Origin of the sequence: Desulfobacter sp., assembly GCA_028768525.1 — a bacterium.
Taxonomy (GTDB): domain Bacteria; phylum Desulfobacterota; class Desulfobacteria; order Desulfobacterales; family Desulfobacteraceae; genus Desulfobacter.
Window position 1 is genome coordinate 1,407,261 of record CP054837.1, and the last position, 23,905, is coordinate 1,431,165.

Genomic DNA, 23,905 nt, shown 5'->3' on the forward strand with positions numbered 1-23,905 from the left:
AGCGGCCATGGGCACCATACTTGTCGCAGACGATGACCCGGGCATACTGGGCATACTGAAAATGAGGCTTGAACTGGAGGACTACAAGGTTATTGCAGTGGAAACCGCGACGGCCGCCCTCACTGCGGTGGAAACCCATACCCTGGAACTGGCCATCATTGATCTGCAACTGGGCAATGAAAACGGCATCCAACTCATGAAACAGGTAAAAAAAATCCGGCCCGACCTGCCCGTTATCATCCTCACCGCCCACGGCACCATTAAGAATGCGGTGGAGGCGATTCAAAAGGGGGCCTATACCTACCTGACAAAACCATTTGACGACGGAGAACTGATCCACCACGTCCAGCTGGGATGCGAAAAGAACAGGCTCACCGAAGAAATCAACGCGCTAAAGCAAATGCTCCAGAGCAAATTCGGCTTTGACAATATCATTGCAAAAGATGAAAAAATGATTGCCGTTCTCAAATCGGTGATCCAGGCCTCCCAGATCGACTCCACCATCCTCCTCCAGGGGGAAAGCGGCACGGGAAAAGAACTCATGGCCAAATCCATCCACGTGGCCAGCGCAAGGAGGGATGCGCCCTTCATTGCCGTAAACTGTGCCGCCATTCCCGAAGCCCTCTTTGAAAGCGAATTGTTCGGGGTGAAAAAAGGGGCATTCACCGGGGCGGATAAAGATAAAATTGGATTTCTTGAAAAGGCGGAAAACGGCAGTTTTTTTTTCGATGAGATTTCGGAAATCCCCATCTCCACCCAGGCCAAGCTGCTCAGGGCACTCCAGGAAAATGAATTCTATCCCCTGGGCGGCAATGAGAAAATCAAACTCAAGGCAAGGATCATCGCCGCAACCAACACCAACCTGGAAGAAGAGGTCAAAAAAAACCGGTTCCGACAGGATCTTTATTACCGGATCCGGGTGATCCCCATCACCCTGCCCCCGTTAAGGGAGCGACGCGCCTGTATTCCGCTGCTGACCCATTGTTTTCTGGCGCAGTTCAGCCGGGAAATGAACAGGAACGTTACCCGGTTTTCAGAAGCGGCCATGACAAAGCTGTGCCAGGCCCCGTGGCCGGGAAATATCCGGGAGCTTAAAAATGTGGTGGAGTATTGTGTGGCCATGTCCCAGACCAAAACCATTCCCGAGGAACTGGTACTCATGGGCGAAGAGCCTCCCCGGACCGATCTGAAGCCCTTTAAGGAGGCCAAGCGGGATTTTGAAAAAAAATACATCATCGAGCTGCTGACCCTGACCTCAGGCAATGTGAGCCAGGCCGCAAAAATGGCCGGCAAATACCGGGCGGATTTCTACGAGCAGATGAAAAAATGCGACCTCAATGCTGAAGACTTCAGGGGATGAGGCCGTCCGATGGCCGCCGGCCGGTGACGTTCTCAGGCCAGATGGTCCACCGCCCGGTATGCCGAGGCGATGGAAATTCCTGATCCTGATTTTTCCCGTTTCCAGTCCTGGTGGGCCAGGATGGAACCGGCGGCATAGAGTTTGGGATGGAAGACCTTGCCGCCCCGGCCCAGGGGCCTGAAGCATTCATCGGTTTCAAGGCCGGACCGGTTCACCCCATGACCCTTTGGATTGAAAAAATCACGGCGGAACCATTCTCTCCGGTCCCTGGGCTGGGTGACAGGCAGATCAAAGAGCATTTCCCTGATATTTCCTGACGCATTGACCCCGAGCCCCCGGCCCATGAACCGGCCTGTGGCCAGTATCAGGTTTTCGGCCCGGACCTCCCGGACAGCAATCCCTTCGCTCACCTCAAAACTGAATCCTGCTTCCCCATGGGTAATATCTTTTACCATCACCGGATAATGGCGGACCTTACTTGCCGGCAGCTGCCCGAGAAAAGCCTCTTTGGTACGCATGCCCGTAACGGACGGTGCCAGGGTGGGGATTTCAAATACGGTTTTGCCCAGGGCCTTCTCGATCTTGTTTTTCAGTTCCTCAAACCGGTAAATGCCCAGAATGGCCGGCAGGCCCACGGTATCATAACCGGCAGTATGGGGCCGGAGCACCCCGATAAACCGGGAAAGGATATCCGGGGTTTCAAGGTCCCAGGTCAGGCGCTCGCACATGAGGTCCCCTGCGGTCTCCCGGCCCGGGAATTCCACGGTGACACTGCCCATGCAGGGGTGGTGTTTTTTCAAACTCTGGGCCATCTGCCTGGCGCCGAACCCTTTGAGGCCCCGGATGTCCACAATGAGAATTTTCTTTTTTTCCGCCAGGGCCCGGGTGCCGGCATACATGGCTGAGGGGACGCACCAGGTGGACTTGAGGGTGCCTGCCGGGGTGATGATTTTCTGGTTGGTTTCAGGGGTGCAATGGTATTGGATGCCGGACGTATTCATGAATCCGGTAAACTCTTCAAAGCCCTGGACAATATCCTCCCGGCCCACTTTGGCATAGGGATGATCGGGCTGCAATTTCGTCAGGGCCGCAATTCCCTCAAAAGGGTTGTCAAAGGCCGGCATATCCGAACCGGGGATCCGTGAAAAAAGATCCAGGCAGCCGCTGGAAAAAGAGATTTCAGAGGCCTTGCCCACGCATACCACGGAAAGCCCCCGGTTGGCGGCGAAAATGGCGGCGGCCATGCCGGCCATGCCGGCACCGATGACGGCGACATTACAATTAACTGGCTTATTCATCATCCTCTTCCATTCCAAACAGGGCGCATAAAAAAGATTCCTGGAGTTCCACCCGCATCAGCTCCTTGTCCCGGACCAGGGGCATAAACCCCTTCCACCGTTCATTGACAAACTCACGGACCTGGCCCATGCCCTGGGAATCGGCCAGTTCCCCCTTGCGGTAGAGATAGGCGGCCAGGCGGAAAGAACAAAAGGTGCCCTGGCAGGGGCCTTTGCCGATACGGCTTCTCCGCCCCACCTCTTCCAGGGTGGGGATGGTTCCTTCGGCCTTGAGGTCGTTGACGATTTCATCCACCATGTATTCGGAGACCATCTCGCATTCGCAGATCAGGGTGTCCCGCCGTTCCGGATTGGCCATCCACACCCGGGGGGATTTGCCCGGTTCGGTCCATTCCCCCTTGGTGCTGGGGGGCAGTGTTTCCGTTTCGGTAAGGCAGGGATTGGTGTTTTTAAGTCGCCGGGCCACAATATCCGAGGCCTTTTCCGCCATGAGCCTGAAGGTGGTGAGCTTGCCCCCGGTGATGGTCACCAGGTTGTCGATGCCGTCTTCAGTGTGGGTTTTCAGGGTATAGTTCCGGCTGATGCTCCGGCCGTCCCCCCCCGCCGTCCGGACCAGGGGGCGGACGCCGGCATAGGCGCGGATATACCGGGTGGTGGCCAGTTTGGGCACCATCTGGGCCCCTTCCTTTATGATGGCATCCACCTCTTCCACCGTGGGCCGGATGTCATCCAGGGAGTCGATTTCAACGGAGGTGGTGCCGATGATGGAGACGGTGCCGCCGGGCACCAGGATATCGGCATCCGAGGCCGGCCGCAGCCGGTTGATTACCGCCTGGTTGATCCGGCTCTGGGTGACCAGAAGAGACCCTTTTGAGTAACTCATGGGGATTGATGCACCGGCCATGGCCGCCACATTGTCGGCCCAGGCGCCGGAGGCATTGACAAACTCCTGGGCCTTTATGGTTAATTTTTCACCGGTCCGGCGGTTTTCCACTTGGGCTGTATGGATTTTCCCATTGCGCATTTCAAACCCGGTCAGCTTCATATTCCGAAGAATGGCCGCCCCCTTTGACTGGGCATGGGCCGCATTGTCCAGGGAAAGCATAAAGGGGTCCACAACCGCGTCGGCCACCTCAAAGGCGGCCTTGAGATTTTCAGCCAGACAGGGTTCCTTTTGCCTGGCCGCATCCACAGATATTTCTTTGCAGGGCAGGCCGTATTTGACACAGAGTTTGGGGAATTGGGCAATATAATCGTCATCGTCCTGATCCACCGCCACAAAAAGCCCGCCTGTATCTTCAATGCAGTGGGGGGCCAGACGCTTGAGCAGCAGGTTTTCACGGTGGCACTCCACCGCCGCCTCGCCGTCCTTGAAGATATACCTGGCCCCTGAATGGAGCAGGCCGTGGTTGGCACCGGATGCACCGGCATTGATATCCTTCTGGTCAATGAGGATGCAGGAAATCCCTCTTAGGGTCAGGTCCCTGGCAATGCCGGTTCCCGTGGTGCCGCCCCCTATGATTAATACCTCGGTTTCCAATTTGGTTTTTCTACCCTTATCTTAATGTCCGGTAGTTCCCGTTCCTTATAATGATACAAAGGATTGTACAGGATCATGTTTGTTCGTTTTTATTCCTATTTCGCCGAATAAAAGATCATATATGTTCTTTTTTTATCCCTTTTGCTTTTAAATTTCAATATTTATTATCATTTTTTATCTTTTTTTTTCTTGACTTCACTACAAAACTCTAATATCAAAATTTGATGATGGGAAAATTTAACGTCTGCTTACCCTTACACTGATGCTGGTTTGCTCGCTGTTTTTTCGTAACTCACGGGGATAAAAGCGGATACAATTATTTTCAGGAGGCATTGTCTGAAAAATGGGGCTTACCCTAGAAAAAATTAACAAAGTGGTGGAGGGCGAAACCCACCTTGCCGACATCAACCTTGATCTGCAGTCCGGATCCAGGTATGTCATTCTCGGCAGGACCCTGGCCGGCAAAACATCCCTTTTGCGAATCATGGCCGGGCTGGACCGCCCCACATCGGGAAGGATCCTGGCCAACGGCCAGGATGCAACAGGGGTATCGGTACGGAAGCGGTCCGTGGCCATGGTATACCAGCAGTTTATCAACTATCCCTCGTTTACCGTTTACAATAATATTGCATCCCCCCTCAAGGTGGCCGGGGTCGCCGCGGATGAAATCGAGGCCAGGGTCAGGGAAACGGCAAAGCTGCTCCACCTGGAGCCCATGCTGGACCGGCTGCCCTCGGAACTTTCCGGCGGACAGCAGCAGCGGGTGGCCATTGCCCGGGCCCTGATGAAGGATACAGACCTTCTCCTCCTTGACGAGCCCCTGGTCAACCTGGATTACAAGCTGAGGGAAGAGTTGCTGGAAGAACTCCAGGCCATATTCGAAAAGCGGGAATCCGTCGTGGTCTATACCACCACCGAGCCCTCCGAAGCCCTGAAGCTGGGAGGGAACATCGTGGTGATGGACGAAGGGCGGGTGCTCCAGACCGGCCCCACGGCCAGAGTTTACAGGAATCCTGCCACCACCAAGACCGCGGAGCTTTTTTCAGATCCGCCCATCAACTTCTTTACCGGCGACATCGATACCGGAAACATCACCATCGGACGGGATCTGAAAATTGAAAACCGGGCCCCCTTCAACACCCTTGCCCCGGGAAAATACAAATTCGGTATCCGGCCCAACCACCTCTATCTCAAACCCCAGGCCCAAGATGATATCACCATTGATTCCAGGGTTGAAATTTCCGAAATCAACGGCTCTGAAACCTTTATCCACTTCAAATTTGACGATACCCGGGCAGTGATCCATGAGGTGGGCATAGACAGCCGGAAAATCGGTTCAGAGATCACCGCCTATGTCAATCCGAAAAAATTCTTTGTCTATTCCGAGGCAGGTGAACTGCTGATATCACCGGACGGCCTGCCACAAGGCGATTCGGCCCAGCCGGCACAATAAGGAGAACCAATGGCGCAGATAAATTTAGATGAAATTGCCCACAGCTATCTCCCGGAGACCCAGAAGGAAGATGAGTATGCGCTCAAGCGTATCCACAACATCTGGGATGACGGGGGAGCCTACGCCCTGCTGGGGCCGTCGGGCTGCGGCAAAACCACATTGCTCAATATTATTTCAGGCCTGCTCAAACCCAGCCGGGGCCGGGTAAAATTCGGGGAGATTGATGTCACCGACCTTCCCCCGGAGAAACGAAACATCGCCCAGGTCTTCCAGTTCCCCGTGCTTTACGACACCATGACGGTTTTCGACAACCTGGCCTTTCCCCTGCGCAACCGGGGATTTGACGCCGAGTACATCAACCGCCGGGTGAGGGAAGTGGCCGAAATCCTGGACCTGGAGCCCTTTTTAAAAAAACGGGCCGAAGGCCTGGGTGCGGACGCCAAGCAGAAAATATCCCTGGGCCGGGGGCTGGTCCGAGAAGATGTGGCCGCCATCCTCTTTGACGAACCGCTTACGGTTATTGACCCCCAGCTCAAATGGGAACTGCGGTGCAAACTCAAGGAAATCCACGAAAAGCTCAAGCTGACCCTGATCTACGTCACCCACGACCAGATCGAAGCCCTGACCTTTGCCGATAAAATCATTGTCATGTACGAAGGGTATATCGTCCAGGTGGGCACCCCCCAGGAACTCTTTGAATACCCCAACCACAAGTTCGTCGGCTACTTCATCGGGAGCCCCGGCATGAACTTCATGCCCTGCACCGTGGAAGGGAATCATATCAAAGTGGGCGAGGCCCTGATACCGGCGGATGAAAAAACCGTCCAGCTGGCAAGCGCCGCCAAGGGCAGCCTGGAAATGGGCATCCGCCCCCTTTACCTCAACATTTCCCAGACGGCCCAGCCCGACGGATTTGAGGTGCCTGTCACCCGGATTGAGGATCAGGGCAGCCACAGGATTATTTCCGTTGATTTCCAGGGGAACACCCTCAAGGCAAGAATCTCTGAAAACGATCCCATTCCCGAATCAACGGCCTGGATCCGCTTTCCCAAAGAATGGATCCGCGTATTTGCGGATGAACATTTACTCAAGTAAGGAGCACGCATTAAATGAAAAAATGGCAAGATAATAAAGGATGGCTCTTCATCCTGCCGGTTTTTTTGATCGTTGCCTTCAGTGCCATCGTGCCCCTGATGACTGTGGTCAATTATTCCATCCAGGATATATTCGGACCCGGTCAGCGGGTGTTTGTCGGAACAGAATGGTTCAAGGAAGTACTAACGGATCAGCGTCTCCATGAAGCCTTGTGGCGGCAGCTGCTCTTCTCCGGCCTGGTGCTGCTCATTGAAATGCCCTTAGGCATCGGCATAGCCCTGCTCATGCCGGCCAAAAAAGGGTTTGCCGCCTCGGTATGCCTGGTCACCCTGGCCCTGCCCCTGCTCATCCCATGGAACGTCATCGGCACCATCTGGATCATCTTCACCCGTCCGGACATCGGGCTGATGGGGGCCACCATCAACGCCCTGGGACTGACCTTCGACCACACGGCCTCGGGGCTCCATGCCTGGATCACCCTCATGCTTATGGAAGTCTGGCATTGGACACCGCTGGTGGCCCTGCTGGCCTATGCCGGCCTGCAGTCCATCCCCCCGGCCTATTACCAGGCCGCCAAAATCGACGGGGCCTCCTCCTGGTCCATCTTCCGTTATATCCAGTTGCCCAAAATGAGGGGGGTGCTCACCATCGCCCTGCTGCTGCGGTTCATGGACTCCTTCCTCATTTACGCGGAACCCTTTGTCCTCACCGGCGGCGGCCCCGGGAACACCACCACCTTTTTGTCCATCTACCTGGTCAAGATTGCCGTCGGGCAGTTTGACCTGGGTCCTGCAGGGGCGTTCTCGCTTATTTATTTTCTCATCGTACTATTATTCTGCTACCTGTTCTACCAGGCCCTGCTCAATGTCGGAGGAGGAGAGGAATCATGAAAAAAAGATATATCACCCTGACCATTTACCTTGTGGTCATCATGCTGCCCATTTACTGGATGCTGAACATGAGCCTTCGGACCAATGCCGACATCATGGCAAGGCTGGTCTTTTTTCCCACGGACATCACCTTCAGCAACTATATGAAAATATTCACCGACCCCTCCTGGTATAACGGTTACATTAACTCCATCATCTACGTGGTGATGAATACGGTGATCTGCCTGGTGACAGCCCTGCCCGCCGCCTATGCCTTTTCAAGGTATTCTTTTATCGGCGACAAGCATGTCTTTTTCTGGCTGCTGACCAACAGAATGTCCCCGGCCGCCGTATTCCTGCTGCCCTTTTTCCAGCTCTACTCCACCTTCGGCCTCATAGACACCCACATTGCCGTGGCCATGGCCCACTGCCTGTTCAATATTCCGCTGACGGTATGGATATTGGAAGGGTTTATTTCGGGGGTGCCCATTGAGATCGACGAGATGGCCTTCATCGACGGATACAAGTTCCCCAGGTTTTTCTTCTTTGTATTCGTTCCCCTGATCCGGTCGGGCATCGGTGTGGCCGCCTTCTTCTGCTTCATGTTCTCATGGGTGGAACTGCTCTTTGCCCGGACCCTGACCACCACGGCGGCCAAGCCCATTGCCGCCACCATGACCCGGACCGTGTCTGCCTCGGGCCTGGACTGGGGGCTGCTGGCCGCCGCCGGCATCCTGACCATCGTACCCGGTGCCCTGGTTATCTACTTTGTCAGAAACTATCTTGCCAAGGGCTTTGCCCTGGGCCGCGTATAAGGAGGCTCCATGAAACTTGACTGGATGGCATGGACCATACCTACGGCATGTTTTTTTTCATTCATCGTCCTGATGCTCATCGGAATGACCATCTGGGAAATCAAATCCCCGACGATTAAACGGAAAGGATTTCTCCCCATTGCCACAACACGGGGGGACAGGCTTTTCGTCGGTCTGCTGGTGACCGCCTATATCCATCTGGCATGGATCGGGCTCACCGAGCTGACCATATGGTTTGCCCTCGGCATCTCCCTTGTCTGGATGGCAGTGGTGATGCGCTGGGGTTAGAAGTGTTGTGTATGCCCAGGCACCGGCTTTTTTTTTATAGGCCTTCAAGCCGGTGCCCGGGCGGCTGTTATTCTCAAACCGTTAGCTGAAGGCCTTGGGAGGATTGTCAGATGAAAAAAGTATTGGCCGCCGTTACGGCACTTTGCCTCATGTCCCTGCCGGCCTGGGCCGGAATGGACGCAGCAAAGAAATGGGTGGACAGCGAATTCCAGCCGTCGACCCTGTCAAAAGCAGAGCAGCTCAAGGAAATGGAGTGGTTCATCAAAGCCGCCGCGCCGTTCAAGGGCATGGAAATCAAGGTGGTTTCAGAAACCATCCCCACCCATGAGTATGAATCAAAAACCCTGGCCAAGGCCTTTGAAGAAATCACCGGCATCAAGGTGACCCATGACCTGATCCAGGAAGGCGATGTCATCGAAAAACTCCAGGTGCAGATGCAGTCCGGCAAAAACGTATTTGACGCCTATGTCAACGACTCCGACCTCATCGGTACCCATTACCGCTACGGCCAGGTAACCAACCTCACCGACTGGATGGCCGGCAAGGGCAAAGACGTCACCCTGCCCACACTGGACATCAACGACTTCATGGGCAAATCCTTCACCACCGGCCCCGACGGCAAGCTTTACCAGCTGCCCGACCAGCAGTTCGCCAACCTCTACTGGTTCAGGTACGACTGGTTCAGCCGCCCGGATTTCAAGAAAAAATTTAAAGAACTCTACGGCTATGAACTGGGCGTGCCCGTCAACTGGTCCGCCTATGACGACATTGCCGACTTCTTTGGCAACCATGTCAAGGAAATCGACGGCAAAGCCGTATACGGCCACATGGACTACGGCAAGAAAGCACCGGATCTTGGCTGGCGGTTCACCGATGCCTGGCTCTCCATGGCCGGCTGCGGCGACAAGGGCCTTCCCAACGGCAAGCCCGTTGACGAATGGGGCATCCGTGTAAACGAAAAGAACCAGCCCGTGGGCTCTTCTGTGGAACGCGGCGGTGCCACCAACTCTCCTGCCGCCAAATATGCGCTTCGCAAATACATGGAATGGCTGAGAAAATACGCCCCTCCGGGCGCCCTTGGAATGGACTTTTACCAGTCCCTGCCCGCCCTTGCCAAAGGCAACGTGGCCCAGCAGATCTTCTGGTACACCGCCTTCACCGCCGACATGGTTAAAGAGGGTACCCCTGTTGTCAATGAAGACGGCACCCCCAAATGGCGGATGGCACCCTCCCCCCACGGCCCCTACTGGGAAGAAGGCATGAAACTGGGTTACCAGGACTGCGGTTCCTGGACCCTGCTGAACTCCACCCCGGTTGACCGCCGGAAGGCCGCCTGGCTCTATGCCCAGTTCGTGGTTTCCAAAACCGTCTCCCTGAAAAAGGCCCATGTGGGCCTCACCCCCATCCGTGATACGGACATCCATCACCAGTCCTTCACCGACCGCGCCCCCAAACTGGGCGGACTGGTGGAATTCTACCGGAGTCCTGCCCGGGTACAGTGGACTCCCACCGGCACCAACGTGCCTGATTACCCGAAACTGGCCCAGCTCTGGTGGCAGAACATCGGTGAAGCCGTTTCCGGCGAAGTCACCGTATCCCGCGCCATGGACAACCTGGCCAAAGAACAGGACAAAATCCTGGCCCGTATCGAACGTGCCGGCATCCAGGGCGACAAAGGCCCCAAACTCAACAAAAAGGTTGATCCAGAAGAATGGCTGAAAAAGCCGGGATCTCCCAAGGCCAAACTGGCCAATGAAAAGCCCCAGGGCATTACCGTGGATTACGACGAGCTGATCAAGACCTGGCAGAAGTAATTCTGCCGTTTTACGGCATCGTCTGAAAACCCAGGGGGGCATTTATTTTAATGCCCCCCTGCTGTATCACCAACCAACGGGGAAAAAAGCATGGCATATATACCCGCAGAACGGCAGTCCAGAATCCGCTCCATCATCGAAGAGAAAGGGGTGGTCAAGGTCATTGAGCTGAGCAAGCAATTCAAGGTTACGGAACTGACCATCAGAAGAGACCTTGACGCCCTGGAAAAAGAAGGTATCCTGGACCGTACCCACGGCGGGGCCATCCTGCGCCACCGGATGAAAACCGAACCCCTTTACACGGAAAAAGACCGGATCAAGCGCAGGGAAAAGGAACTCATCGGCAGGGCCGTCAACCGGGTGGTGGAATCCGGGGATACCCTGCTCATCAACACCGGCTCCACCACCTCCCAGGTGCTGCGACACCTTTCAGGCAAAAACCTGAGGGTGATCACCTCCAATGCCAATGCCCTGACCGCGGTCACCGACCCCAACATCGAACTCATCCTCACTGGGGGCCTGTTCCGGCGGGAGTCCAACTCCATGATCGGCTTTTTTGCCCATTCAGTCCTGGACCAGGTCTGCGGTTCCAAGGCCATCATCGGGGTGGACGGACTGAGCATTAAATTCGGCTTGACCACGCCCATCCAGCAGGAGGCCGAGGTCACCCGGCTGATGATCGAACAGACCCAGGGGCCGGTGGTGGTGGTCACCGACCATACCAAAATCGGGGTGGTCTCCAACTTTGTCACCGCTCCCATTAAAAAAATCGATATCCTCATCACCGATGCCGGCATCAAACCGGATTTCAAAAAAATGCTGGAGGACCTGGGGATCCAGGTGATCATTGCCCGCGAATAAACGGCCATGGGCCGCCCCGGTCTTTCACAGGGGGTTGCCCGCAACAAATTATGAAATAACTCAAATGGTTTGCTCAGTTCTTTCATATAAACATCAGGCAGATTATTGGTTGACAGGGAAGGCTGAAACTTTCTAAGTTCACCATGTTGACATTCTAACCACGATCTTCTTTCTGCAGGGGGTATATATGGCGGCTGTCCTTGGATTCTACGTTCTATTTCCGGCGCTCATCATTTATCTGTGCATCCGGTTCCCCCTGGCCGATAAAATCGGAATGATCATCCTCTGCTATGCCGCCGGGCTGATCCTGGGCAATATCCACATCCTGCCCGCAGGATCGGAAACCATGCAGAACAGCATCTGCGAGGCCACAGTGGCCCTCTCCCTGCCCCTGCTGGGCTATGTGCTTTGCTGTGTTTTCGGGTCCATGGCCCTCCACGGCCTCTTCTGCAGGATATTCAAAATTGATACGGACACCTTTATCATCACCTCGGCCTCGGCCATCTGCTCGCCCCCCTTTGTGCCGGTGGTGGCAGGGGCCCTGAAAAACCGTGCCATCATCCTGTCCGGCCTGACCACGGGCATCATCGGATATGCCGTGGGCAATTACCTGGGCATCACCATGGCCTATATTGTTAAATCCCTTTTACAGTGAGGACACCATGAAACCTGTCACCCTTCCTGACCAGGGCCGTTCCTTTGACACGGTTCTGGACGACTTGAAAACATTCGGCCTGGACGATCCGGATTATAAGAACGGAAAGACCTGGAGCCTTGTCTATTACCGGGATGAGGAATATTCCAACTTTCTGAACGAGGCCGGCCGGCTCTTTGCCTCCACCAACGGCCTCAACCCCATGGCCTTCAAAAGCTTAAAACGGATGGAGGCTGAAGTGGTACAGATGACGGCTGCCCTCCTCAACGGAGATGAAGGGGCCTGCGGCATCATGACCTCCGGGGGCACGGAATCCTGCCTCTTGGCCGTAAAAACCTATAGGGACATGGCAAGAAAAACGAAAAAAATAAAAAAACCTGAAATGATCATCCCGGAATCCGCCCACGTGGCCTGGGAAAAGGGCGCCCAATACTTTGACGTCAAGCCGGTGCGCATCCCTCTGGGCGAGGATTTCCGGGTGGACATCCATGCTGTGGAACGGGCCGTCACAAAAAACACGGTGATGATCCTGGGATCGGCCCCGGGCTATCCCCACGGGGTGGTGGACGACATTGAGTACCTGGGGGACCTTGCCGTGGAAAACAATATCCCCCTCCATGTGGATGCCTGTGTGGGCGGATATCTTCTGCCCTTTGTGGAAAAGCTGGGCTACCATATCTCCCCCTTTGATTTCAGGGTACCCGGGGTGACATCCATTTCCGCCGACACCCATAAATACGGATATGCGGCCAAGGGGGCCTCCACTCTCCTCTACCGGGACATGGAGTATATGGCCCACCAATTTTTCATCTCCACGGAATGGCCCGGCGGGGTATTTGCGTCCCCCGGCATCCTGGGCACCCGGCCCGGCGGCGCCGTTGCCGCGGCCTGGGCGGCCATGCAGGCCATGGGGCGGGACGGATACCTGGACCATGCCCGGATCATCATGGATACGGCCGCCGCCCTGATCCGGGGCATCAACGCCATTGAAGGCCTGGAAGTGCTGGGACGGCCCGAGGCCGGTCTTTTCGCCTACAGATCCACGGACAAGGGCCTGAACATCTATGCCGTGGGGGACAGGATGGAAGAAAAAGGATGGCACATCGACCGGCAGCAGAAGCCTGAAAGCCTCCATGCCATGGTCACCCCCCTTCACCACAAAATGACCAACCAATACCTGGGAGACCTGAAAGAGAGTGTGGAAAAAATCCGGGCCAATCCTGAGCTTGGCCTCAGCGGCAGCGCCGCCACCTACGGCATGGTATCCAAGGTGCCCATGCGGAAAATGGTGAAAAAAAATGTCTTGGACATCATGAAACAGTCCTACGGCCCCGGAGGCATGTCGCTGGATCTCAATGCCCAGGACGGGAAATACGCCGGATGGGCAGAAAAACTGGGCCGACTGTTTTTAAGGTTCCGGTCCTGAAGGGCTCACCCGCTGACCATGGCCTTTAAACGGCCTAAAATTTCGGGAAAGTCCTTTTCCGGAAGGGCCTGGGCCATTGACCGGAACACCTCCCGGACCACGGCGGTTTTGGGCCGGGGAGAAAGCATCTGGACCTCAATGGTTTTGATATCCATGACCACGGTTTCAAGGGTTTGATACGCCCCGGACCGGGTCTCCAGAGAAGATTTGACCTCGGCCAGGAGCGCCTCCGTATTGCTCCGGTCCTGGTCCGTGAGTGAGGTTTCGCCGCTGAGAGAGGGAACTGCGGCCGGATCCTGGACCGGGGCCACGCCCAGCGCCTTCATCCCAATGGGGGTGATACCGATGCCCCCGGACAGGGTTTTCAACTCGGCATATCCGCCCATGAACAGGACTTCGGCCATATGGGCGGCCTCATCCCTTTCAAGCCCCAGGGCCTCTCCCACCTCATACATGGAAACCTGGGCGTCCGGGTCGGCGCCGGCGATTTCATTGAGCTGGTACAGATAGGCCTGAACCTCTGGGGAATCGACATCCATAAACGCCTCCTCTTTCAACCGTTGTTGTTAAATTTCACCTGCCCGTCCTGGATGAAAATACAACTCCCGGCCCGGGCAATCCGGGCCGGGAGCGGTGATTACAAGCGGGGGATTATCAAGACATGCAGCCGTCATCTTCCTTAAGGATCTTTGCGTAGCATTCACTTTTTTCCTTATCGTCCTGTGATTTCTCATCGCAGTCCATCATTTTCTCGACCACTTTCTTCTGGTCCGCTGCATCGCAATAGTTTTTTTTCTTATTGGATTCGGTCATGGCGGTTCTCCTTATGCTAAAATGTCCCGTCTTCTTTTACCCAGCGTTTTTTCTACCGGAACGTCCTATGGTCATCTTACGGTTACATGTATATAAGCTAACGCCGGCGGCGGGAATGTCAACCGGGGAAACGCAGCGGCGGCACCCCCTTTTTGGCCCGGATCCAGTTGGTCCCCTTTTGGATCCCGGGCTGGCTGGCCAGAATCAGGAGAAGTTTCTTCTTACCGGGAAAATCAATCAGCAGCAGGCCGGCCAACATAGTCAACAGGCCCTGGCCCGGAATGAAAAGCATGATAATCCCCCCTGCCAGCAGGATGAGGCCCGCCAGATTTTTCATTACCGCCAGAACCATTTTCCCCGGTGAAAGGGGCTTGTTTTTCCTAACCCCCCCGCCGTCACGGGCCAGGTCAAGAAAAAAGGTTTCCGGTATCCTGGCCAGGATCCATGGCAGCGCCGCCAAGCTGAATAAAAAAAAGAACAATGAAAGTGCGGAAAGCCAGAGCAAGGTGGTTTTATATGCCAGGAGAATCTCCATCATGGCCAGAGGATATACCACGAGATCTCCCTCCAGGAAACAAAAAAACCTTTGACACCGCCACCGGGTTCATGCATAAAGACCAACCTGTAATGAACGCCTTAAAAATTCCATATGACCAGCTCACCCCCGAGGCCCTTAACGGGGTGATTGAAGAATTTGTCACCCGTGACGGCACGGACTACGGTGAACATGAGGTCTCCCTGGAAACAAAGATCAGCCAGGTGCTGACCCACCTCAAAACCGGCAGGGCCGTTATCGTATTCGACCCGGAATCCGAAACCTGCAATATTCTGAGGGCCGATGATCCTGCCCTGGGCCGTCTCAAAGGATAATCCCGTGGGAATCCCAGTGGAACCCGATAAAGCGGCATTCGCCGCCCTGGCCAACACCCGGATGCCCTTTGGCAAATACAAGGGACTGCGGCTGGTGGACCTGCCCGAACCCTATCTTGTCTGGTTTTCCCAAAAGGGCTTTCCCGCAGGCAAGCTCGGGGAGATGCTCAAAACCGTATACGAAATCAAGCGGAACGGGCTTGAATACCTTTTCAACGGCCCTGGATTCTAAATCTTCAGCACCATAAACACATAGTCGCCGTTGTTGATGTCAATGGTCAGATTTGCTCCCCGTCCTTGGGCATACCGTATCCAGAACGGCCGGTCATTAACCCCGCATTCATAATCGGGATGGGATTCCCCGGTGATCCCGTTTTTCCAGGAAAGGATCATGGGGTGGTCGCAAAATTCAAAGGCCTTGCCCTTTGCCGCTGCTTTGGCTGCTGCAAAATCCAGATTTTCTGTTGAAATGTTCATCGTGATATATTCATCGGACTGGTTATCCGTGACATGGTGAATTTGTGCCATAATCACCTCTCTGTGTATTCTTGGGATATGGGCTCCTTTAAAAAAGAAGCCGGACAGATATAAAAAAGATAAGGCCGGAATTCCATTTGACAAGAATCGGGCGCCGCAGTAGAACCCCCAAAATGGGACAAAAGAGGTTATGGGGAAAAAAAAGAAAAAAAACGTCGGAAAAACACTGCGAGGCTGGTTGGTAAAAACCGGACTGAAACTCTGCCTGGCAGCGATCCTGCTCTCATCACTCCAGGTGCTGGCCGTAAAATTCATCAACCCGCCGGGCACCGTGAATATGGCCTATGAATGGATCAGGGGAAACTATTTTGACGCCCCCTATGTCACACCGGCCTGGGAATGGAAAAAAATAGAACACATATCCCCCCATCTGCGCCGGGCAGTCCTGGCCTCCGAGGACCAGCGGTTCCTCACCCATAACGGATTTGATTTCACGGAAATCAAAAATGTCATAAGAGATCTCATGGCCAGGGGACGGTTCCGGGGGGCCTCCACCATCAGCATGCAGACGGCCCGTTCCCTGTTTCTCCCGTCATCCAGAAGCCTGGTGCGCAAACTCGCAGAGGCCTGGTACACTGTACTCATTGAATTGTTTTGGGATAAGAAACGGATACTTGAGGTATATTTAAATACGGTGGACTGGGGAACGGGAATCGTGGGGGCCCAGGCCGGTGCCCGGGCCTATTTTTCATGCGATGCCGGACAGCTGGCGCCTGCCCAGGCCGCTGCCATGGCCGCCGTCCTGCCCAGCCCCCATAAATGGTCGGCAAAACACCCCGGCCCCCACGTCAAACAGCGCAGGTCCCGGATACTCCGCCAGATGAAAAATATGCCTTTGCTGTAAAAGGCCGGCAGCGGCCTACTTGAAATCCACAAGCTCCACATCGAAAATCAGGGTTGCCTTGGGCGGAATCACACCGGGATACCCCCTCTCGCCATAGGCCAGGGGATATGGAATCAGCAGCCGCCGCATCTCCCCCTTTTTCATGCCGGCAATTCCCATGTCCCATCCGGGAATGACTTCTCCCCGGCCCAGGGTAAAACTGATGGGATGCCCCCGGTCCCTGGAAGAGTCGAATTTCCTGCCGTTGGCCAGCACCCCCGTATAATGGACCTGAACGGTGGCACCCTTTGCCACGGCCGAACCGGAGCCGGGTTTTACTGGCACGTACATCAGCCCCGATTCAAGGCTGACGGCACCGGGATTTTTTTCCAGCATCTCCATTTTAAAGGCGGCGATCTCTTTTTTTCTGTCAGCCTCCCGCCGGGCTTTACGGGCATTCATCAGGACATCGAATCCGGACTGGTCCGTCCGGAAGGCCTCGGCCGACGCTCCTTTGGCTATGATCTCTACGCTTTTGATTGTATCATTCTTTTCAATGGCATTGACCACATCCATTCCCTTTACCACACGGCCGAATACAGAATGTTTAAAATCCAGCCAGGGCGTTGCCTTATGGGTAATGAAGAACTGGCTGCCGTTGGTGCCGGGGCCGGAATTGGCCATGGACAAAATGCCCGGGCCGTCGTGTTTCAAATCGGGATGGAATTCATCCGGGAACTGGTATCCGGGGCCGCCCCGCCCGGTGCCCGTGGGGTCCCCCCCCTGAATCATGAAATCGGCAATGACCCGGTGGAATGTCAATCCGTCATAGAATTTTTCTCCCTTTTTGCTGGAGGTGTTCATGGTTCCCCTGGCAAGGCCGGCAAAATTGGTGACGGTCAGCGGCACCCGCTTATAAAACAATTTGATCAGGATGACGCCCCGGTCCGTATCCATTTTTGCATACAACCCGTCCCCAAGCCCGGGATAGCTGTCCTGAGCCGCCATGGCAGAGGGTGGAGAAACCGCCAGGCAGAACAGGCAGGACCACAACAGTAAAATTTTACAAAGTCTGGGCAGCAATGCTTTACAAACCGATTTTACTCCCATTAAGGGCGGCTTAAATTCAGATCTCATAATTTTTCCTATCCGGATATTTAGATGTATGCGTTCCTGCATTGCAGGATCCCTTCAGCCCGCCCGCTTTCCACCGAGCGTCAATAAGGTAACAATATCCTGCAATTCAATTGGGAGCTATATATCAATTCGGAATAATTTTGTCTAATTGAAATCGGGAAATTCAAAGGGAAGAGACACCCTGTGTCCGGGCATAAAAAAAGCAGCTGAAACACAGCTGCTTTTATTGCTTTATTGTGGGGTGAGTGACCGGGATTGAACCGGCGACAACCAGGGCCACAACCTAGTGCTCTACCGACTGAGCTACACCCACCGCAAAAACCAGGCTAAGATATCAAAACAATTTTCCTTTGGCAAGCTTTTTTTATAAAATGATTAAAATTTCATCATCGATTAAAAGATTGACCTGGCACCCGGGTTTGACTATTATCCTTTGATTATGAATTGCGACAACAAGTAAGGACCTTAATATATATGAATGCATTGATTATTTTTACGGTGCGCCTGATCATGGGCCTGGCTTTCGGCATCATCCTGACCCGGCTGTTCAGGCCGGATTGGGGAATTTTTCACGGGGCGGCAACCGGGGTGATCCTGGTGGCCCTGGCCTACGGCATGAGTTTTTTCAGAAAATCCAAAGACTAACGGATAATATTCGTGGACAATATAATTTTAGGCACGGCAGGACACATTGATCATGGAAAGACCAGCCTGGTCAAGGCATTGACCGGGGTTGAAACCGACCGCCTCAAAGAGGAAAAAGAGCGGGGCATCACCATAGAACTGGGATTTGCCTCCCTGGATCTTCCCAACGGACAGCACATCGGCATCGTGGATATGCCGGGCCACGAGAAATTTGTAAAGAATATGGTGGCCGGTTCCTCGGGCATTGATGTGGTGGTGATGGTGATTGCCGCAGATGAGGGCGTCATGCCCCAGACCCGTGAGCATATGGAAATCTGCAACCTCATGGGCATCCGCCACGGCATGATCGCCCTGACCAAGACCGATCTTGTGGATGAAGACTTGCTTGAACTGGCCCTGGAAGATATCAACGACTTTGTGGCAGAGACCTTTCTGGAAGAAAAACCCATTGTGCCGGTATCATCCGCCACAGGCCAGGGCCTGGAAAAATTCACAGCCACCCTTGAAGATATCTGCAGCCAACTGCCGGAACGAAAATATTCTTCCATATTCCGCCTTCCCGTGGACCGGGTGTTCTCCATGAAGGGATTTGGCACCGTCATCACCGGGACCCTGATATCCGGCCAGGTTAACGTGGGGGATGACATCATGGTCTACCCCAAAAAAATCACCTCCAAAGTCAGGGGGATTCAGGTCCACTCCAGTGCCGTTGACAATGCTGCCGCCGGCACCCGGACCGCCATCAATTTCCAGGGCCTGGACCGGGAATCCGTGGTCCGGGGGGATATACTCTCCTCGCCTGGCACTCTTATCGAGAGCTATATGGTGGATGCTGATTTCCATTTTCTGAAAAGCAATGCCAAACCGGCCAAGGCCAGAACCCGGGTGCGCTTCCATTCCGGCACCAGTGAAATCCTGGGGTATATGGTTCTCCTTGACCGGGAGGAACTTCTGCCGGGGGATTCAGCCCCGGTGCAGTTCCGCCTGGAGGCACCGGTCTGCTGCATCAAGGATGACCGCTACGTGGTCCGGTCATACTCACCGGTGAAAACCATCGGCGGCGGCACCATCCTGAACCCCGCCTCCCAGAAGCATAAATTAAACGATCCTGACGTTATCCAGGGCCTTGCCGACCTGCTCACAGAGGACCATGAAAAAACCCTTTCATACTTTCTTTCCCAGAGAGGATTTGCCGGGCTCTCCCTCACCGACCTGAGGGTGATGGCCAATATCCCGGATAAAAAGCTGGCCGCCACCCTCCAGAAAATGCTGGCCAGACAGGAAATCATCCAGACAGACAAGGAAAGGCAAATATATGTCCACGGCAGGGTGTTTGACAATTTCAAAGAAAAGTCACTGAAGCTGCTGGCCGCCTACCACGAAGCCAATCCCTTAAAGGAGGGCATGCCCGCCCAGGAACTGAAATCCAAATTCAAATACGTGGATGACGCCCGGTTCTTTAATATCCTGTTCAACCGCCTGGAAAAAGAAAAGGCAATTATCCAGGACAAAAACCTGGTCAAACTGGACGGGTTTGAGGTGGCACTGCAGGTGGACCAGCATGAAATAAAGGAAAAAATCCTGGGGATTTACAAAACGTCAGGCCTCACCCCGCCTTTTTTCAGGACCATCTGTCAGGATCTGGACCTTGACCAGAAAACGGCCAAGGATGTACTCCAGATGCTCATCGATGAAAAAGAAGTGGTTAAAACCAAAGATGACCTGTTTTTCGGGGCGGGTGCCATTGCCGACCTTGAAACAAAACTCATTGAATTTTTAAAGGCAAATGAAAAAATCACCACTCCGGAATTCAAAGATATGACCGGTATTTCAAGAAAATTCGTTATCCCCCTGATTGAATATTTTGATTCCACCCGCCTGACCATCCGGGTGGGGGACCACCGGCAATTGAGGCGTCAGGTCTAAATCAGCCGCTGTCATCAAACCGTACACCACCCCTGCAGGAGAATTCTGCAGGGGTGGTGTTGTATTTTGTCCTGACGGGATTATTTCACTTCCGGAACATACCCTTTAGGCAGATGTGCAGATCCCAAAACACAGGGCAGACCAGTTCCTTCGGCCACCTTTTGGGCGATGGCCTCAATATGATCGCAAAACCCCCCTTTATCTTTATCCCATCCGTTTTCGGTTTTTCCGGCAAAGGCGCAAGTGCAGAAATGAATGGCCTGTGCCCCCTTTGCTTTTAGAATTTTCCCGTAATCCACCACATTATCTCCGGGACACCGGCAGGTAAAAACGCCGGCCGGGCTGCACGAATCATAGCGGGCAAAGCCCTGGCTGTTTTCCATCATGGACTTAAAACAACTGGTCAGGGGACACCTGTTCTCATTTTTCTCACACCGGATAATGGCTACCTTTGTCATTATATTCTCCTTGCATTCTGCATCCGCTTGCTATTGTCTTCGACCCAGTCCCTGTCCCATTCCACGGCCCCGGCCCATCCCGCGCCCCCGGCCCATTCCGCCGGCGGCCCTGCATCCGCCGCCCCGGGCACTGCCGTATCCCGCATTGCCTGATGGGGCTTCTATCCCGGACTTTTCCGGAACGGTTGCCCCGGCAGCGGGCGCCAGTTCGCCCCGGTTAAACCGGTCAATTGCCTCTCCCACAATCCCCGCCTGCCCCGCATAGACCTTAACACCCGAGGCGGAGAGTACATCCATGGCATTGGGCCCGCAACTACCTGTGATTACGGCTCCGGCCCCTTTGTCAATTACTAAACCTGCCGTTTGAATGCCGGCACCGCCCCCAAGATTCCTGTTGCCATTGGATATGGCTTCAACACTTTTATCTTTGGTATCCACGATCAGTATATATTCACACCGGCCGAACCTGGGATTGATCTCAGCACCCAGATCTTCACCGTATGCGCTTACAGCTACTTTCATCACGCCTCCTTGCTAAAGGATTAACAAACTTTATTTAGCTTTCCAAGCTTTGACGCCCAACCATTAAGACAGCAAAGACTGTGCCACTTATTAGCAAGCCACGCTTTTTGAAGGTTTTAGAATAAATTCAGCAAGATAAAAGATACAATCGAACACATGGCGTCAAAAAAAGGGTCGCAAAATTGCAATCATTGGATCAAACCGGGTTCCAATTCAGGAGATATCGTCTGGCAGTTCCTTGGCAAATGCCTCCACAATACTATCCAGCCGGGCCCAGCCCGCCAATGTCAAGACAAATGCGTCTCCCGCTTTGGAAAACCGCCCCAGCCCATCCTCTGCCAGGCGATCTGCCAAGATATTGAAATCGCGTTGAAACCCGGCCCCCGGCAATGCGTCAAAGGCTGGGATATCAATCCCTTTTGATCTGCGGAGCCCGACCATGATCCGTTCCAGCATTTGCTGGCCCGGGGTCAGGCATTCATGATCCCCAACGGGGAGGCATTCCCGGGTTAATGCGGATATATATTGATTTAGATTAGAGACATTCCAGGACCGGACATATTCGACCTCCCCGGCACGTCCAAGCCGAATACCATAGGAATGGGCCGAGGGGCCGAAACCGTCGTAGGGAACCATCTTCCAATAGGCTGAATTGTGACGGGACTCCCATTTTTTTTCCCGGAAAAAATTGGATATCTCATAGTGACTGAAACCGGCCGCTTCCAGGTATATGGAGGTGAACCGGAAACGATCCACCTGTGCCGGGCCGCCCATGGGAGTGACGAGCCCCTTTTCCCACGACCTGTACAGGGGAGTGCCGGGTTCCAGGGTCAGCATGTAGCAGGAGAGGTGTTCAGGGGAAAATGAAAGCGCCCTGTCCATTTCCTCCTGCCAGTCGCCTTCGGCTTCTCCGGGAAGCCCGTAGATCAAATCCAGCCCCAGATTATCAAACCCGGCAACCCTGGCCGCATCAATGGCACGGGCCGCCCGGCTCCCGGTGTGTATCCGTCCCAGCAGTGCCAGCCGCCCATCCTCAAAGGACTGGATTCCCAGGCTCAGACGGTTGACCCCCACCTTCCGCAGGGCCTTCAGATATGTCCGGTCCAAGGTGCCGGGGTTGGCTTCAAGGGTAATTTCCGCGGAGGGTGCAAGGGAATAATATCTGGATACCGTCTCCAGGATTTTTTCAATGGCGGCAGGCAACAGAACCGACGGGGTCCCCCCACCGAAATAGATTGTCTTCACAGCAGTTCGGTCACGGCGGCCGGGCCTTTGGGACCGCAACCGGATCTCCTCCACCAGGGCCGGGACATAATCCGAGGTCCGGGACAGATCCGTTTCCGAATAGAAATCGCAGTATCTGCACTTTTTAAGGCAGAAAGGCACATGGATATAAATGTGTTCAGACAAAACGCTTCATGAGCTGGTCAATGATGTGGTCCACATTGTCCGGGGTAACGCCGAAATCCTCGCAGGCCTGGCGGACCCGCTCCAGGTTGGGGCTGTCAGCCATATCCTCCGGCCCCCTGAAAAACCCCATGCGCCGCCCCACCTGGTAGAGCACCCGGTCCTGGGCGGAGAGGTCGAAAAAACGGTCAATGATACGGATCATCTTGTCCTTGTCACCGGGAAGCTCCCCCTCCAGGGTTTCAAAGAGGTTGAGGATGTGGTCGCTTTTCACTTTGGACCGGATATGGTCCAGACTTTCCAGAAAAAGCCTCAGCTCTTTGGCCATCATGGCATCGCTGGGCTTCTCGAACCCCCCTTCGGCCTCCTGTTCGGCCAGCACGGTTCCCGGGGTAACGGCCAGTGTCCGGATGCGGATGAAATCAGGGTCAATGGCGTTGAGGGCCGATGCGGTTTCCAGGGCATGTTCAACGGAGAGGTCGATGCCGCCCAGTCCCGGCATCACATATTCGGAGAGCTCCATTCCCGCGGCCTTTACCTTGAGACCGGCCCTGATATGCCCGGCCTTGTCGATGCCCTTTTTGATGCGCTTCAATACCAGGTCGGAGCCGGATTCCATGCCGATATGAATCCGGTTCAGGCCGGCACGCCCCATCACCGCGAGATCATTGGATTTTATCCTGAGGATGGTGTGACTCCTGGCATAGGAGGTGATTCTCTTGGTTTCAGGAAAACAGCGGCGGATATGTTCAAGGACCTGAATCAGGTCGCCGGGCTTCATGATCATGGAATTGGCATCCTGCAAAAAAATGGATGCCATGCCCGAAGCATACCAGTTCATGGCGGCATTAAAGGCGACCCGGTCCTTGACGTCGACATTTTTGTACACCCCGTGGACGGCCTTGTGGTCGGGAATCAGCCCCGGGATAACAACCTTGCGGATCTCTGAAATATAGCCATGGATAAGATCGATATCCCGGATGATATTTTCGACGGACCGTAAAGAAAATTTCCTGTTCTTATACACCCGGCAGAAGGTGCACCGGTTCCAGGGACAGTTCCGGGTCAGCCGCAGCAACAGGCTATACGCCTCTGAAGGCGGGCGAATGGGCCCCTGCTCAAATCCCCTGTACGCATCTTTTTTTTTATCGGGTCTGTTTTTTTTTGCCGGCATGCTTGCTTCTTATTGCGTCATTGTCTAAGCGTATCCGCTGTTTATCATTACAATGTCTTATAAACATTGAAAAACCGAAAGTCAATTTATTTGGATCCGGCTTGAAAACAGCGCCTGGA

At 54.4% G+C, this 23,905-nt stretch carries 26 protein-coding genes and 1 tRNA gene; 15 read left to right on the top strand and 12 right to left on the bottom strand.

The genetic code is table 11. The annotated features are described in order from the left end of the window. Positions 1–7 precede the first annotated feature (7 nt). Positions 8–1,360 carry a sigma-54-dependent Fis family transcriptional regulator gene (locus tag HUN04_06440; protein ID WDP89381.1) on the top strand — a complete coding sequence of 451 codons (1,353 nt, stop codon included), beginning with the start codon at positions 8–10 and terminating at the stop codon, positions 1,358–1,360. A gap of 32 nt (positions 1,361–1,392) precedes the next feature. Here the strand turns inward: HUN04_06440 and glpB are convergent, their stop codons facing one another. Together glpB and glpA are read right to left on the bottom strand one after the other, a co-directional pair. Continuing rightward, entirely contained in the window at positions 1,393–2,661 is a 1,269-nt protein-coding gene (glpB, locus tag HUN04_06445) for a glycerol-3-phosphate dehydrogenase subunit GlpB (GenBank protein ID WDP89382.1), read from the bottom strand. Continuing rightward, positions 2,651–4,198, bottom strand: coding sequence for an anaerobic glycerol-3-phosphate dehydrogenase subunit A (gene glpA / locus HUN04_06450; protein WDP89383.1), 1,548 nt, complete (start codon positions 4,196–4,198; stop codon positions 2,651–2,653). Before glpA ends, glpB begins: the two co-directional genes overlap by 11 nt. Before the next feature lie 343 nt (positions 4,199–4,541). On the opposite strand from glpA, the gene HUN04_06455 reads away from it, so the two are divergent. The 9 genes from HUN04_06455 (at position 4,542) to HUN04_06495 (ending at position 13,474) form a co-directional block, all read left to right on the top strand. Continuing rightward, positions 4,542–5,651, top strand: a complete 1,110-nt coding sequence (locus HUN04_06455; GenBank protein ID WDP89384.1) for an ABC transporter ATP-binding protein — start codon at positions 4,542–4,544, stop codon at positions 5,649–5,651. 9 nt (positions 5,652–5,660) lie between these two features. Continuing rightward, positions 5,661–6,746: an ABC transporter ATP-binding protein gene (locus HUN04_06460; GenBank protein ID WDP89385.1), complete on the top strand. Its 1,086-nt coding sequence runs from the start codon at positions 5,661–5,663 to the stop codon at positions 6,744–6,746. Between the two features lie 14 nt (positions 6,747–6,760). Further along, entirely contained in the window at positions 6,761–7,636 is an 876-nt protein-coding gene (locus tag HUN04_06465; GenBank protein ID WDP89386.1) for a sugar ABC transporter permease, read from the top strand. Continuing rightward, on the top strand, positions 7,633–8,430 hold the full coding sequence (locus HUN04_06470; protein WDP89387.1) for a carbohydrate ABC transporter permease: 798 nt from the start codon (positions 7,633–7,635) through the stop codon (positions 8,428–8,430). The genes HUN04_06465 and HUN04_06470 overlap by 4 nt, the downstream gene beginning before the upstream one ends. A 9-nt stretch (positions 8,431–8,439) precedes the next feature. Continuing rightward, the gene (locus tag HUN04_06475) at positions 8,440–8,718 is read left to right on the top strand and encodes a DUF2160 domain-containing protein (GenBank protein WDP89388.1); all 279 of its coding nucleotides are present in this window, start codon (positions 8,440–8,442) and stop codon (positions 8,716–8,718) included. A gap of 110 nt (positions 8,719–8,828) precedes the next feature. After that, positions 8,829–10,532, top strand: a complete 1,704-nt coding sequence (locus HUN04_06480; GenBank protein ID WDP89389.1) for a carbohydrate ABC transporter substrate-binding protein — start codon at positions 8,829–8,831, stop codon at positions 10,530–10,532. Positions 10,533–10,622: 90 nt separating this feature from the next. Further along, positions 10,623–11,393 carry a DeoR/GlpR transcriptional regulator gene (locus tag HUN04_06485; GenBank protein WDP89390.1) on the top strand — a complete coding sequence of 257 codons (771 nt, stop codon included), beginning with the start codon at positions 10,623–10,625 and terminating at the stop codon, positions 11,391–11,393. A 187-nt stretch (positions 11,394–11,580) separates the two neighbouring features. After that, entirely contained in the window at positions 11,581–12,048 is a 468-nt protein-coding gene (locus HUN04_06490; GenBank protein WDP89391.1) for a DUF819 family protein, read from the top strand. A gap of 7 nt (positions 12,049–12,055) precedes the next feature. Beyond that, positions 12,056–13,474, top strand: coding sequence for an aspartate aminotransferase family protein (locus HUN04_06495; GenBank protein ID WDP89392.1), 1,419 nt, complete (start codon positions 12,056–12,058; stop codon positions 13,472–13,474). Positions 13,475–13,479: 5 nt separating this feature from the next. Here the strand turns inward: HUN04_06495 and HUN04_06500 are convergent, their stop codons facing one another. From HUN04_06500 to HUN04_06510, 3 genes are all read right to left on the bottom strand, one after another. Further along, complete coding sequence (locus tag HUN04_06500) at positions 13,480–14,013, bottom strand: hypothetical protein (GenBank protein ID WDP89393.1); 534 nt, start codon at positions 14,011–14,013, stop codon at positions 13,480–13,482. A gap of 115 nt (positions 14,014–14,128) precedes the next feature. Next, positions 14,129–14,287, bottom strand: a complete 159-nt coding sequence (locus HUN04_06505) for a hypothetical protein (GenBank protein ID WDP89394.1) — start codon at positions 14,285–14,287, stop codon at positions 14,129–14,131. 118 nt (positions 14,288–14,405) lie between these two features. Continuing rightward, entirely contained in the window at positions 14,406–14,843 is a 438-nt protein-coding gene (locus HUN04_06510; protein WDP89395.1) for a hypothetical protein, read from the bottom strand. Positions 14,844–14,914: 71 nt separating this feature from the next. Between HUN04_06510 and HUN04_06515 the strand changes: the two genes are divergently transcribed. Further along, on the top strand, positions 14,915–15,157 hold the full coding sequence (locus HUN04_06515; protein WDP89396.1) for a YheU family protein: 243 nt from the start codon (positions 14,915–14,917) through the stop codon (positions 15,155–15,157). Next, complete coding sequence (locus HUN04_06520; GenBank protein WDP89397.1) at positions 15,126–15,389, top strand: DUF3820 family protein; 264 nt, start codon at positions 15,126–15,128, stop codon at positions 15,387–15,389. The genes HUN04_06515 and HUN04_06520 overlap by 32 nt, the downstream gene beginning before the upstream one ends. Here the strand turns inward: HUN04_06520 and HUN04_06525 are convergent. Then, positions 15,386–15,685 (bottom strand): AF1514 family protein, encoded by a 300-nt coding sequence (locus HUN04_06525; GenBank protein WDP89398.1) that lies wholly within the window; start codon positions 15,683–15,685, stop codon positions 15,386–15,388. The genes HUN04_06520 and HUN04_06525 overlap by 4 nt on opposite strands. Positions 15,686–15,824: 139 nt before the next feature. Here HUN04_06525 and mtgA point away from each other — a divergent pair, with 139 nt between their 5' ends. Continuing rightward, the gene (mtgA, locus tag HUN04_06530; protein WDP89399.1) at positions 15,825–16,538 is read left to right on the top strand and encodes a monofunctional biosynthetic peptidoglycan transglycosylase; all 714 of its coding nucleotides are present in this window, start codon (positions 15,825–15,827) and stop codon (positions 16,536–16,538) included. Between the two features lie 15 nt (positions 16,539–16,553). On the opposite strand, the gene HUN04_06535 is transcribed toward mtgA, so the two are convergent. Both HUN04_06535 and HUN04_06540 read right to left on the bottom strand, forming a co-directional pair. Then, a complete protein-coding gene (locus tag HUN04_06535) occupies positions 16,554–17,525 on the bottom strand; it encodes a peptidylprolyl isomerase (GenBank protein ID WDP93184.1) in 972 nt (323 codons plus the stop codon). A 366-nt stretch (positions 17,526–17,891) separates the two neighbouring features. Continuing rightward, positions 17,892–17,967 (bottom strand) — tRNA-His (locus HUN04_06540). Between the two features lie 161 nt (positions 17,968–18,128). Between HUN04_06540 and HUN04_06545 the strand changes: the two genes are divergently transcribed. Both HUN04_06545 and selB read left to right on the top strand, forming a co-directional pair. Further along, entirely contained in the window at positions 18,129–18,299 is a 171-nt protein-coding gene (locus tag HUN04_06545; protein ID WDP88213.1) for a hypothetical protein, read from the top strand. Between the two features lie 12 nt (positions 18,300–18,311). Next, on the top strand, positions 18,312–20,225 hold the full coding sequence (selB, locus tag HUN04_06550) for a selenocysteine-specific translation elongation factor (protein WDP89400.1): 1,914 nt from the start codon (positions 18,312–18,314) through the stop codon (positions 20,223–20,225). 80 nt (positions 20,226–20,305) lie between these two features. Here the strand turns inward: selB and HUN04_06555 are convergent, their stop codons facing one another. From HUN04_06555 to HUN04_06570, 4 genes are all read right to left on the bottom strand, one after another. Next, the gene (locus tag HUN04_06555) at positions 20,306–20,683 is read right to left on the bottom strand and encodes a CGGC domain-containing protein (protein WDP89401.1); all 378 of its coding nucleotides are present in this window, start codon (positions 20,681–20,683) and stop codon (positions 20,306–20,308) included. Positions 20,684–20,713: 30 nt separating this feature from the next. Continuing rightward, positions 20,714–21,205, bottom strand: coding sequence for a NifB/NifX family molybdenum-iron cluster-binding protein (locus HUN04_06560; GenBank protein WDP89402.1), 492 nt, complete (start codon positions 21,203–21,205; stop codon positions 20,714–20,716). Positions 21,206–21,418: 213 nt separating this feature from the next. Continuing rightward, entirely contained in the window at positions 21,419–22,615 is a 1,197-nt protein-coding gene (gene hemW / locus HUN04_06565) for a radical SAM family heme chaperone HemW (GenBank protein WDP89403.1), read from the bottom strand. Next, positions 22,608–23,786, bottom strand: coding sequence for a radical SAM protein (locus HUN04_06570; protein WDP89404.1), 1,179 nt, complete (start codon positions 23,784–23,786; stop codon positions 22,608–22,610). The genes hemW and HUN04_06570 overlap by 8 nt, the downstream gene beginning before the upstream one ends. Between the last annotated feature and the right edge of the window lie 119 nt (positions 23,787–23,905).